Here is a 12,226-nt window from a genome sequence, read left to right on the forward strand (position 1 = left end):
GGCGTGTGTCGTCATGGTGCGGAAAATAGGTCTTTGGCCTGGAGGGTCGATCCGCCGCGACCTAATCGGGGCGGTGAGTTCTGCTCATCATGGCTGGGACGGTGGCGTCGTGGCCAAGTCGCGAACCTCTGGCTTCCAAGCCTTGTCGAGGCGGCGTTGGGGCCGGCCCGACAAGGCTTGGGAAGGGGCGCGCTAGGCGAGCTGGGGCAAGCCGTCCAGCAGCTTGTCCAACGTGATCGGATAGTGGCGCACGCGCACGCCGGTGGCGTTATGGACGGCGTTGGCGATCGCGGCGGCGACCCCGCAGATCCCCAATTCCCCGACGCCCTTGGCCTTCATCGGCGAGGACATCGGATCCGTCTCCTCCAGGAAAATCACCTCCTGGTGCGGAATGTCGGCGTGCACGGGCACTTCGTATCCGGCCAAGTCGTGGTTGACGAAGAATCCCAGGCGCTTGTCGACGACCAGCTCTTCCATCAGGGCGCCGCCGGCTCCCATGGTCATGCCGCCGAGCACTTGGCTGCGGGCCGACTTGGGGTTCAAGATCCGTCCGGCCGCGCAGACCGCCAGCATCCGCCGGATGCGGATCTCGCCGGTGACCGCATCGACCCCGACCTCGACGAAGTGCGCGCCAAAGGTCGACACCTGATGAGTCTTGGCCAGGTCGCCATACTCCATCTTGTCCTCCGCGACCAAGCCGGCCTCGCGGGCGGCCTCCGCCAGGGGGCTGCTACGTGCGCCGGCGCTGACCTTGCCGTCGGAAAATTGCGCCAGGGCCGGGTCCAGCCCCAATTTCCGCGCCACCATTTCGCGCAGCTTGACGCAGGCGGCGTAGACGCCGGCGGTCGAGCTGTTGGCCCCCCATTGGCCGCCGGAGCCTGACGAGACCGGGAAAGCGGAGTCGCCCAGCTTCACGGCCACCCGATCGAGCGGCACGCCCATCACTTCGGCGGCGGTCTGGGCGATGATCGTGTAGCTGCCGGTGCCGATGTCGGTCATGTCGGTCTCGACCGTCACCAAACCGTCCTTGTCCAGCCGCACCCGCGCGGCCGACGTCATGGAGAGGTTGTTGCGGAAGGCGGCGGCCACGCCCATGCCGACCAGCCAGCGTCCATCTCGGGTCTGACCCGGCGCGCGGCGTTTGTCCCAGCCGAAGGTCTCAGCGCCGGTCCGCAGGCACTGGATCAACTGTCGTTGGGAGAAGGAGCGCTCGGGTTTTTCCGGATCGACCTGGGTGTCGTTGAGGATGCGCAGCTGGACGGGATCAAGGCCGAGCTTATCGGCCAGCTCGTCCATAGCCATCTCAAGGGCCATCAGGCCGGGCGCCTCGCCGGGCGCGCGCATGGCGTTGCCTTCGGGCAGGTCGAGCACCGCCAGGCGGGTCGTCAACAGGCGATTGGCGCCGGCATAGAGCAGGCGGGTCTGCTGCACGGCGTCCTCGGGGCCGCCGCCTGGCAGATCGCCTGACCAGTTCTCATGGCCGATGGCCGTGAGCATGCCCGCCTTGGTCGCGCCCAGGCGTATGCGCTGGATCGTGGCGGGTCGGTGGGTGGTGTTGTTGAAGATCAGGGGGCGGGTCAGGGCCAGCTTCACCGGGCGGCGGGCGGCGCGAGCGCCGAGCGCGGCCAGGATGGCGTCGGAGCGGACGAAAAGCTTGGCGCCGAACCCGCCGCCAATGAACGGCGACACCAGGCGCACGTTCGCCTGGGGAATGCCCAGCGTCCTGGCCACGTCGCCAGCGCTCCAGTTGATCATCTGGTTGGAGGTCCACAAGGTCAGCTTGTCGCCTTGCCAGATGGCGATCGAAGCATGCGGTTCCATCATCGCATGGCTCTGGTCGGGCGTGGCGTAGGTCTCGTCCAACTGCACGGGCGCGGTGGCGAAGGCGGCGGTGAAGTCGCCCACGACGGCGTCCGCGCCGCCCTTGGGTTTGGTCGCGCCCGCCTTGGCCTGAGCCAGGTCGAAGCGGCCCTCGGCGCGAACATAGTCGATCTTCACGAGCGCCGCGGCGGCGCGAGCCTGCTCGAAGGTCTCGGCCACCACGATCGCAACGGCTTGGTGATAGTGGTCGATCTCGGGGCCGCCGAGCAGTTTCGCGGTGTTGAAGTTGCCCTTGCCAAGCTTGCCGGCGTTGGCGGCGTCGACAATGGCCAGGACGCCCGGCGCGGCCAGAGCCCTGCTCTTGTCCATCGCGGCGATCCTGCCCTTGGCGATCGCCGCGCCGATCACGAAGCCGTAGGCGGGGTTGGCGGCGACATCGTGATGTTCATAGGCGTAGGTCGCCAGGCCGCTGGTCTTGTACGGACCGTCGATCCGGTCGGTGGACTTGCCGATGATCTTCAGCTGATCGATCGGATTGGTGGTGGCGGGCGTGTCGAACTTCATGGGCGTCAGGCTCGGGCTTGCGCCAGCGCCGCGCCGAGCGTGCGCTCGACCAACGTTAGCTTGAAGGCGTTGTCCGGCGTCGTCTTGGCGCCGGCGAGCAGGGCTTCGGAGACCGCCTTGGCACCCCGCGGCATCTGGCTTTCGGCCGCCTCGACCCGCCAGGGCCTATGGGCCACGCCGCCGAGCGCCACACGACCCGAGCCGTCTGGCTGGACGATCGTGGCCACCGAAACCAGAGCGAAGGCGTAGGACGCTCGGTCGCGGACCTTGTGATAGCCATGGGTCCCGCCGATGGGCCGGGGCAGGGTGACCGCCGTAATCAGTTCACCGGGAGCCAGGGCTGTCTCCAGGTGCGGGGTGCTGCCCGGCAGACGATGGAAGTCGGCCATCGCGATGGAGCGGGTCGCGCCGTCGGGCGCCACCGTCTCCACCGTGGCGTCCAGCACGCGCAAGGCGATGGCCATGTCGCTGGGATGGGTGGCGATGCAGGCGTCGCTGGTCCCGAGAACGGCCTGAGCGCGCGTCGCGCCCCCGATGGCCGAGCAGCCCGCGCCGGGATTGCGCTTATTGCACGGCATGTTGGTGTCGTAGAAATAAGGGCAACGGGTGCGCTGCAGGAGATTGCCCGCGGTCGTGGCCTTGTTGCGCAGTTGACCCGAAGCGCCCGCCAGCAAGGCTCGGCTCAGCACGCCATAGTCGCGGCGCACGCGCCGATCGGCGGCCATGTCGGTGTTGCGGACCAGGGCGCCGATCCGCAGGCCGCCGGCCGGGGTCGCTTCGATCTTGTCGAGCGCCAGGCCGTTGACGTCGATCAGATGTCCGGGCGTCTCGATCTGCAACTTCATCAGGTCGAGCAGGTTGGTGCCGCCGGCGATGAACTTGGCCCCCGGCGTGCGCGCGGCGATGGCGGCGGCGTCCTTGGGGGTGCGGGCCCGCTCGTAGCTGAAGGGCTTCATGCCGTCCTCTCCGACACTTCGCTGATCGCCTCGATGATGTTGGAATAGGCCCCGCAACGGCAGATGTTGCCGCTCATCCGCTCACGCAGTTCAGCCTCGGTGACCTTCAGGGAGGCGTTGAGGTCGGCGGTGACATGGCTTGGAACGCCGGCCTTGATTTCGTTGAGCACCGCGACCGCCGAGCAGATCTGGCCGGGGGTGCAGTAGCCGCATTGGTAGCCGTCGTGCTTGACGAAGGCGGCCTGCATCGGGTGCAGGCGGTCTGGCTGGCCCAGGCCCTCGATCGTGGTGACCTTGTCGCCCTCGTGCATCACCGCCAGCGAAAGGCAGGCGTTGATCCGCCGGCCTTCCACGATCACCGTGCAAGCGCCGCACTGGCCGTGATCGCACCCCTTCTTGGTTCCGGTGAGCTTGAGGTGTTCGCGCAAGGCGTCCAGCAGCGTCGTGCGGGTGTCGAGCTCCAGCGTCTGGCGCTTGCCGTTGATGTCGATCGAAACCCTGGCGAGGACCGGCGCGTCGGGGTTTGAGGCGGCGTTCGCGTTCAGGGGCGACGCTGACGCCGCGGCCGAGGCCGCGCCGACGACCATCAAGTCACGTCGGGAAATCGAGGGGAGGTCGGTGGGAGGCATGTGGCGTTCGGGTCCTCTTTGCCGACCCAAGAGCAGTCTCCCGGATGAGACGCTCAGCGGCAGGCTTGGGGAGAACGAGCCGGGCGCTCTCGCCGGGAGTCTAACGCTGCTGGCCGCCGGTGGTTAGGTGCGCGGAGGTTGACGACGCGATGAGGTAAATTCACCGTCGCGATCGCGCGAGGGTTCGCGCGCGGCCGATATCGAGCTTCCGGAACGCGCCGCGCGGCTAAAGGCCGAGGGGACGCATTTCGCGGATCAGCTCGATCAACAGCCGCAGGCCCACCGGAACGTGCCGGCGACTTGAGTAGTAGATGTGGAAGCCGGGCCCGGGCGTCATCCAATCCTCAAGCACGAGCCTGGCCTTGCCTTGCGCCACCAAGGGCGCGACGACGGCTTGCGGCGCGTACATGAGGCCGGCGCCGCCCACCATCAGGGACAGGATGAACCCCGACTCGTCGAGGACCAGGTTTCCCGGCGCGGTGATCAGGATCTCTTCGCCGCCACGTTCGAATTCCCAGCGATACATGCGCTCGTCGCCCAAGCGAAACCGCAGGCAACGATGCTGATGGAGGTCATCGGGATGCTCGGGCTCGCCGAACCGATCAAGATAGGTCGGCGAGCCCGCCACCACCCAGCGCAGGTCGGCCGAAAGGCGCTGGGTGATCATGTCCTCGGGCACGGTGCCGCCATAGCGTATGCCCGCGTCGAACCCGCCGTCGATCACGTCGATCATCTGATTGCTGACGGCGACGTCGACCTCGATATCGGGGTACCGATCAACGAAGGCGGGCAGGACAGGTGCGAGCAACAAGGTGGCCGCGTCGGTCGGCACGTTCAGCCTGATGCGACCGGAGGGTCCGTCCCGGAACCGGTTGAGGTCCTCCACGGCCTGTCCGATCTCTTCGAACGGCGAGCTGATCGCCGACTGCAATTGCTCGCCGGCGGCGGTCAAGGTCACGCTGCGGTTGGTGCGGTTGAGCAAGCGCACGCCTAGGCGGGACTCCAGACCCTTGATGGCGTGGCTTAGCGCCGATGCGCTGATCCCCAGCTCCAGCGCCGCGCGGCGAAAGCTCCGGTGCTTGGCGGTCACGAGGAAATACGAAAAGTCCGCCAAGTCTGAACGGCCAAACAGCATGGGGATTTTGACCTTTGTGGAATGGCTTGAAGGTCTTCCGCTGCGAGCTTCCCGTCCACGGCCATCGCGCGGGCCGTCAATGACCTCGGAAAGGTTCGCGACACCCGTGTGCGGACCGTAGGGCGCGCGCTCAGTAGGAGATGTTACGGGAAAATGGTCGTTTGGGTAATATCGGGGAGCAAGCGCCGCCTTAGGCAGGCGTGCGGCGCGGCGATTTCGAGAGTGACTTGGTTTGTTGGGGAAATTTTGGTGGATGCTGCAGGGATTGAACCTGCGACCCCCTCGGTGTGAACGAGGTGCTCTCCCGCTGAGCTAAGCATCCCAATCGCGTGCCCAAAACATGGACCTCGTCGCGAGAGGAGCGGCGTATAGCCCGGCTCCTCGGGACGCGCAAGAGGCGAAATTCCCTTACTGGCCTGCCAGTTGCCAAAACCAAGCGCCGCGCGCCGACGATCGGCCAGGACAGAAATTCGCGGCGTCTCGCGGCTGTGGGAGCGGTCATGATCGTTGCGCTCGGGCAACCGCCCTTCAGCTTTTTGGGGCGACTATTCGCTCCTTTTCGGGACGTTTCTGGGGAATATCTGGGGAGCAGATTCGCACCCCAAAAAGCGATCTACTGGCCTGGCTGAACCGGGGCAGGCTCTATCAGCCCCTTGGCGCGCAGCCACAGGTCCAGCAGGGCGGGCCAGGTTTGCAGCACCGCGCTCGCACCGCCCAGTCCAGCGCCGTGACGGCCCTCCGCGAACGCGTGGAATTCAGCTGGGACGCCATGATCGACGAGCGCCTGGTAGAACCTCGCGCTTCCCCCGACAGGAACCAGCTCGTCGTTGGTCGTATGGAAGATGAAGGTCGGCGGGGCCTGTGCGCTGACATGGGCCAGGGGGGCGAACCTGGCATATGCGCTCGGCTCGCAAGCCGGGCCGACCAGCTTGGCGAAGTCGCAGTAGGAAGACGTTCCGTCGGGCCGTGGCTTGGTTCCTTCGAGCCACGGATAGACCAGGACCAGGAAGTCGGGGCGGCTGCCGGCCCGCTCGACGGGGTCTTGCGCCTGGGCCTGCCCCGGCGTGGCGTCCACGGCCGTCGTCGCCGCCAGATGGCCTCCGGCCGAGAACCCCATCATGCCGATGCGGTTGGGATCGAGGTCAAAATCATGGGCGTGGGACCTGACAAAGCGGATCGCCCGGGCGCCATCCGCCAAGGGGATCGGCAGGCGCGCCTTGGGCCCGACCCGGTAGGTGAGCACGAAAGCGGTGATCCCGCGGGCGGTGAACCAGGCCGCCGGCTCGACGCCTTCAAGCCGTGCGGCCAAGCCGATATAGGCCCCGCCCGGGGCGATCACCACCGAGGCGCCGTCAGGGCGCGGAAATTGCGGGCGATAGAGGGTCAGGGTCGGGGTCGATTCCAGCGTATTTTCGACCGCGCCGGGGGCAGCGCCCGGCCAAAGGCGATAGGTGTCCGTGCCGAGCGCCGCGGGGGTTGGCGCGTCGGGCGCCAGGCCATGCGGGGTCTGCTGAGTCTGAGCCTGGGCGCCGGTGGCCAGGCCCAGAAGCAGCAACAAGAAGCCAAGTCTCGACATTGTTCGTCTCCAAGCGACGGCCGCCAAACGAGCGCCCGACCAGCGGGGGGCCTCTTGCGCGGGCGGCATAGGGGCAGGCGGGCGCGGTCCGAAGCCCCGGCTAGTGGCGACGAGCGCCATCCGGATCTTGTTTGCTCCAGCCAAGGTCGAGGCCGATCGCCTCGCCAACGGCGCGGACCGGTTGAACGAGCGCTTTCATGCGCGCGTCGTCCATGTACTGCGGCAGGCTGGAGAGGCTGAGCGCGCCGATGATCCGACCGCTGGCGCCACGGATCGGCGCGGCCACGCACCGAACGCGGTCCTCGTTCTCCTCGATGTCGAAGGTGACGCCCAGGTCCCGATAGGTCGCCATCCGGGCCACGAAAGCCTCTTCGGATTCGGCCGCGTGCGTGTCGCGCTTGGATCTTCGGTAGGCCGCGCGCCAGGCGCCTTCGCCCTCGTCGAGCATTAGGGCCTTGCCCAAGCCGGTCGACGCCAAGGGACGGGTTTCGCCGATCACCGATCGGACTTCGATCCGCCGCGAGCCGCGAACCTGATCGACGTACCGCACCAGCAGTTCGTCGCGGATCGCCAGATTGACCGCGTCGAACTGCTCACGCGCGAGGCGCTCAAGATGGGGACGCGCCACGGCCGGCAGCGACAGCGCGTCACGGGCCTGAGCATCGAGCCACAGCAGCTTGGAGCCCAGGACATAACCCTGGTTCTCGGGCCGCAACATGCCTCGCTCGACTAGAGCGCTGGCGAGCCGATGGGTGGTGCTGCGCGACAGTCCGATCCGATCGATCAGGTCCCGAAGGGCGATCGGGCCGTTCTGGGCGACGATGTCCAAAACATCCAGGCCGCGCATCAGGGTCTGCGCGCCTTGACCGCCCGCGTCCTGGGGGCTGGCGTCCGTCACGCGGTCACCATGGCGAGCGGAGCCCCATCGCCGACGCGGATGGTGGTGCCCGAGACGTTCCTGGCCAAATCCGAGGCCAGGAAAACCACCGGACCCGTCAACTCGTCGAACGCGGTCAGGTCGGCGCCGGCTTGGGCCCGCGGCGCATCCAGGCGCACCATGTTGCAACGAACCTCGTCCTTGCGCAGGGTGTCGGCCCACATCTGCATCAAGTCCTGGGTTTCGGCGTAGGCGATCGCGTTGAAGGCTTGGCCGGGCGGCTCGGTGTTGACCGCGATGATCGCCCCGCCCCAGCCCTGCGCGATCATCTGGCGCGCGGCGGCCTGCAGGGCGGCGTAGGTCCCGGTGACCCCCACCTTGACGGCGCGCTGGAAGGCGTCGGCCGGGGTCGTCAGAAAGTCGTGGGGCGGCGCGACGGCCGCGCAACTGATCAGCACGTCGAAACGGCCAAGGGCTTGGACGACGTCGACGACCAGCGCCTGGGCGCTGCTCGCCTCAAGCGCCTGGCCTTCGACGCAGTAGCCGCGGCGGCCCAATGCGGCGATCGCCGAGAGGATCTCGGCCGCTTGCCTTGTCATCGGATCGGCGTTGATCGCCACGTGGGCGCCGTGACGGGCGCAGTCGATCGCGATGGCCTTGCCCACCGGAAGCTCGGCGTTGATCACCAGCACGACCTTGTCCTTGAGCAACATGGCAGCTTCCTATTCGGGCGGAGAATGGGCAAAGGCGGGACCTGAGGACGGCGGGGGCGCGGGACATCGCCAGCCGAAGGCTCGGCTGATCGCCTCGGCCGTGGCGCGGACGTCGGCCCCCAGGCGCGCCATGCGCTCGTCGTCCATGTACTGGCCCGCGCTCGAAAGGCTGATCGCCGCGATGATCTTGCCGCTGACGTCGCGGATCGGCGCGGCCACGCAGCGGATCCGGTCTTCGTTCTCCTCGAGATCGAGCGCGACGCCGGCGCGGCTATAACCGTCCATGCGTCGCAGCCACTCGGCCAGCTCGACCGGGTAGCGGCGACCTTCCCGATGCTCGGCCTCATAGATCTCCCGCCAGCGGGCGGCCGGCGCGTCCAGCAGCAGGGCCTTGCCCAGACCTGTCGAGCGCAGGGGTTGGCGCTCGCCGACCCGGGAGCTGACCTCGACGCGGCGGCTGCCGGGGATCTTGTCGAGATAGAGCACCTTGCGATCGTCCAGGACGCCCAGATGCACGGTGTCGCCCGTGTCGCTGGCCAGGATTTCCAGGTGCTCGCGCGCGGCCTTGGTCAAGCTCATCTGGCGCCCGGCGACATAGCCCAGTTCGATGAGCTTGGGTCCCAGGGTGTAGCCCCGGCGCGGCGTGAAGGTCAGGTAGCGATGATCGACCAGGGTGGCGGCCAGGCGATGGGTGGTGCTGCGGGTCAGGCCAAGGATCGAGGCCAAATCCGCCAGCTCGCCATGGCCGCAACTGATCGCGTGGAGGACCTCCAAACCACGAACCAGGGTGCGGCTTTGAGCGCCGCAACGGGTTTCGTCGGTATCGTCCCTGTCGATTTCGGCTGAGGACATATCCCACTCTCTGACGAGGCGATCTGGCCCATGAGATGTCGCGACGGCGCTGGGATCCGCTCGGCGCGCCCCAGACACCAGCCAGGAGCCTAAAATTCCCGGGACGCGTTAAATAGGGCGCGGATTTACGGCGCCGGCGGGCCGGGACCCGAGCGCCAAGGCGTGGGACAGCGTCCTATCTGACGGGCAGGCCCAAGGCGCGATCCCCGCGTCCTGCTTTCTGGGCGCGGGAGATGCGGCGACCGCTGCGTGGATGTGACGCTTGGCAAATCCGGGCTCTTTTTAAGGGGGAGGCCAGTGGCCAACTTCGCGTCCGTCGCCGGTCCTTGGCGGTATGACGCGCGGGGAATGCTGTCTTGAAATCGATCTTGTTCGCTGTAGCCCTGGGTCTGGCGACGCCCGTCGCGGCTCAGGCCCCCGCCGATACGGCCCCGACCCGGCTGGTTTTCGAAGAGGTCGTCACGATGGGGCCAACTCAGATCATCGGCGACACGCCGCTGGGGCGGCGCCAACGCATGCCGATCACCGGCGGCACGTTCAAAGGCGAGAAGCTCGCCGGCCGCGTTCTGCCCGGCGCCGATTGGCAGCTCGTGCGGGCCGACGGCACGATAACGATCAACGCCGAATACATGATCGAAACCGACGACAAGGTGCAGATCCACGTCCACAACGTGGGGATCGTGCGTCTTCCGAAGAAAGACGGCGACAAGTTCTACATGTGGGCCGCGCCGACCTTCGAAGCGCCGATCGGGCGCTATGACTGGCTCAACCAGGCGATCTTCGTGAGCAAGGTCGAGGCGGCCGGAGACAAGGACCATCCCGCCGCCCGCATCCTGATCTATCAGGTCGATTGAGCCTGCCGGCTTGAGGCCTTAGGGCCGCGCTCATCGGCCGCGAAGGGCGATGGATGACCCGGGCGCCCCATCGCTGGGATGGCGCGCCGATCCTCGCCGTCTCTGGTTATGGGCGGGCGTCCAGGGCGCGTTGGCCGTTCGGCCTATTCGGCGATGATCAGCTTGATGTCGGCGGCTTCGACCATCTTGCGATCGTGATCGGAAATGCCCGCGTCGGTGACCAGGATATCGACCTCCGACAGGTCGCAGACCAGATGGCCCGACGGTCCCTGGAACTTGGAGCTGTCGACCAGGATGATGATCTCGTCGGCGCGTTCGATCAGTCGACGCTCGGCCGCGACCAGGACGACGTCGGCCTGCATCAGGCCCTGCGGCCCGATGGCCGCCGCGCCCATGAACAGGCGCGGGGCGTGGAAACGCGGCATGCTGTCTTCGCCCGAGGCGGCCAGGATGATGTTCTGCTCACGGAACACCGAACCGGACGGCAACAGGAGGCGAGTGCCCGGCTGGGGCAGCAGGGCGCTGACGATATGCAGCGAATTGGTCAGGACCTGGAGGTTCAGGCTGGCGATGTGCGGGCACATCTGCAGGGTGGTCGAACCGCCGTCGATCATCACCCCTTCGCCGGGCCGGCAGAGCGCGGCCGCCGCACGGCCGATCGCTTCCTTCTGAGCGGTGTGGCGCCCGATGTTCTCGTGAAAGGGCGCGCCGAGAAGTTCTATCTGGCCCGAAGGCGCGGTTAGCTCCGGCGAAGCCAGTCGCGCCCCGCCCCGAACACGCGTGACCAGTCCGCGCTCGACCAGACGGTCAAGGTCGCGCCGGATCGTCGCGGCGGACACATCCAGCTTTTGGTCCAGTTCCTGGAACGATACGAAGCCGCGATTTTGGATCAGGTCCGCGATCAGCTGCTCGCGATCGTTGGCATGCATGAAGGTGCTCCCCTTTGGGGCCTGGTGATTCATTTTTCTACGCGCACCCGTCCCCTACAAGCATTTTCGATCATGACCAAGAAGTTTGCCCCCGCGCGACCCGCGGCCGCGAGGGGGCCATGAGCGGACGCCGACGCCGCGCCTCCGTCCGCCTTGGTCATGCTCTTAGGGCCTACCGAGCCAGAAAATTGCCCACGCCGATGATCACGGTCGAGCCGACCAGCAGGGTGATCCCCAGCCAGACCCGCAGCCGGGTGCGGGCGCTGGCGCCGGCCCATTCCTTGAGCGCAAAGCCCCAGAGGGTCGAAAACAGGATGATCGAGGCCATGTGCAAGGTCCAGCTGGAGAAGCCGTACTTGCCCATCTGGCTCTCGCCCATCGTGTAGAAGAAGAACTGGAAGTACCAAAGGACGCCCCCTAGCGCCGCCAGCAGGTAGTTGGCCAGCAGATTTGGCGGGGCTGCGTCGGCGTCGGCCGCGGGGCCGGGCCGGCCGATGAACTGGCCGGCCGAGCGGTTCTTCAGGATCAGGTAGAGACACCAGATGAAGTTGGTGGTGAAGCCGCCCAGCAGCACGACGCAGAGCACGGGCAGGCCCTGGCTGAGAGGCTCGGTGCCCGCCTTCAGGGTCAGGGCGCGGATCGGCTGGCCCGCATCCAGGCCCCAGGCGAAACAGCCGCTCATCACGCCGGAGAACACCGCCACGGCCAGGCCGCGTTTCAGATCGAACTCGGCGATGGCGCTGGTGGCGTGGCTGTCCTGCAGTTCCTGGTCCTTGGCGTGACCGGCGCGCGCCACCACGACGATGCCGACCAGGGTCACCAGGATGCCCAGCAAGGTCACCTTGCCGCTCGGCGTCGCCAGCAGCTCCAGGAGCGTGCCGTGAAAGATCGGCGGCCCCAGCGTGCCGATCACCGTCGTCAGGCCCAAGGCCACCGCCATGCCCAGTGACAGACCCAGATAACGCATGGTCAGGCCGAACGTCAGGCCGCCAAAGCCCCAGGCCGCCCCCCAGAACCAGCACCAGAAGAGGGTGCGCTGGGGCGTGTCGGCGAGCACGCCGAGCAGATCGTGGGTCTTGAGCGATGCGAACAGCCAAGGGGCGATCAGCCAGGAGAACACCCCGCCGGTCAGCCAGAAGATCTCCCACGACCAGCGTTTGATGCGCTTGTAGGGCACATAGAAGCTGGCCGAGGACAGGCCCCCCAGCCAATGGAAGACGACGCCGATGAGCGGGTTCATGAGATCTCCGTAATGCGTCGGACCGGCGATGCGCTGGGCCGGGCACGGGCCGCGCGAGACGGCACCGGCGCGTCCGCGGC

Annotated in this window: 11 protein-coding genes and 1 tRNA gene; 1 reads left to right on the forward strand and 11 read right to left on the reverse strand. The window is 67.3% G+C overall.

All coding sequences use genetic code 11. The features are described 5' to 3' along the window. Positions 1-192: 192 nt before the first annotated feature. From paoC to ASD47_RS16910, 9 genes are all read right to left on the reverse strand, one after another. Entirely contained in the window at positions 193-2,385 is a 2,193-nt protein-coding gene (gene paoC / locus ASD47_RS16870) for an aldehyde oxidoreductase molybdenum-binding subunit PaoC (RefSeq protein ID WP_056759096.1), read from the reverse strand. A gap of 5 nt (positions 2,386-2,390) precedes the next feature. Next, positions 2,391-3,341: a xanthine dehydrogenase family protein subunit M gene (locus ASD47_RS16875; protein WP_056759098.1), complete on the reverse strand. Its 951-nt coding sequence runs from the start codon at positions 3,339-3,341 to the stop codon at positions 2,391-2,393. Beyond that, positions 3,338-3,970, reverse strand: a complete 633-nt coding sequence (paoA, locus tag ASD47_RS16880) for an aldehyde dehydrogenase iron-sulfur subunit PaoA (RefSeq protein WP_056759100.1) — start codon at positions 3,968-3,970, stop codon at positions 3,338-3,340. Before paoA ends, ASD47_RS16875 begins: the two co-directional genes overlap by 4 nt. A gap of 226 nt (positions 3,971-4,196) precedes the next feature. Next, on the reverse strand, positions 4,197-5,105 hold the full coding sequence (locus ASD47_RS16885; protein ID WP_056759101.1) for a LysR family transcriptional regulator: 909 nt from the start codon (positions 5,103-5,105) through the stop codon (positions 4,197-4,199). 247 nt (positions 5,106-5,352) lie between these two features. Beyond that, a tRNA-Val gene (locus ASD47_RS16890) sits at positions 5,353-5,427 on the reverse strand. Between the two features lie 291 nt (positions 5,428-5,718). After that, on the reverse strand, positions 5,719-6,681 hold the full coding sequence (locus ASD47_RS16895; protein ID WP_056759103.1) for an alpha/beta hydrolase: 963 nt from the start codon (positions 6,679-6,681) through the stop codon (positions 5,719-5,721). 100 nt (positions 6,682-6,781) lie between these two features. Then, positions 6,782-7,528: an IclR family transcriptional regulator gene (locus ASD47_RS16900; RefSeq protein ID WP_056759169.1), complete on the reverse strand. Its 747-nt coding sequence runs from the start codon at positions 7,526-7,528 to the stop codon at positions 6,782-6,784. Positions 7,529-7,575: 47 nt separating this feature from the next. Beyond that, on the reverse strand, positions 7,576-8,271 hold the full coding sequence (locus ASD47_RS16905) for an SDR family NAD(P)-dependent oxidoreductase (RefSeq protein WP_056759105.1): 696 nt from the start codon (positions 8,269-8,271) through the stop codon (positions 7,576-7,578). Positions 8,272-8,280: 9 nt separating this feature from the next. Continuing rightward, a complete protein-coding gene (locus ASD47_RS16910) occupies positions 8,281-9,123 on the reverse strand; it encodes an IclR family transcriptional regulator (RefSeq protein WP_056759107.1) in 843 nt (280 codons plus the stop codon). A 368-nt stretch (positions 9,124-9,491) separates the two neighbouring features. On the opposite strand from ASD47_RS16910, the gene ASD47_RS16915 reads away from it, so the two are divergent. Further along, a complete protein-coding gene (locus ASD47_RS16915) occupies positions 9,492-9,977 on the forward strand; it encodes a DUF3237 domain-containing protein (protein ID WP_056759109.1) in 486 nt (161 codons plus the stop codon). A 143-nt stretch (positions 9,978-10,120) separates the two neighbouring features. Here ASD47_RS16915 and ASD47_RS16920 read toward each other — a convergent pair whose 3' ends face one another. Further along, positions 10,121-10,906 (reverse strand): DeoR/GlpR family DNA-binding transcription regulator, encoded by a 786-nt coding sequence (locus ASD47_RS16920; protein ID WP_056759171.1) that lies wholly within the window; start codon positions 10,904-10,906, stop codon positions 10,121-10,123. 172 nt (positions 10,907-11,078) lie between these two features. Then, the gene (rhaT, locus tag ASD47_RS16925; protein WP_056759111.1) at positions 11,079-12,146 is read right to left on the reverse strand and encodes an L-rhamnose/proton symporter RhaT; all 1,068 of its coding nucleotides are present in this window, start codon (positions 12,144-12,146) and stop codon (positions 11,079-11,081) included. Between the last annotated feature and the right edge of the window lie 80 nt (positions 12,147-12,226).

This window comes from Caulobacter sp. Root1472 (genome assembly GCF_001426985.1).
In the GTDB taxonomy this organism is placed as follows: Bacteria; Pseudomonadota; Alphaproteobacteria; order Caulobacterales; family Caulobacteraceae; genus Caulobacter; species Caulobacter rhizosphaerae.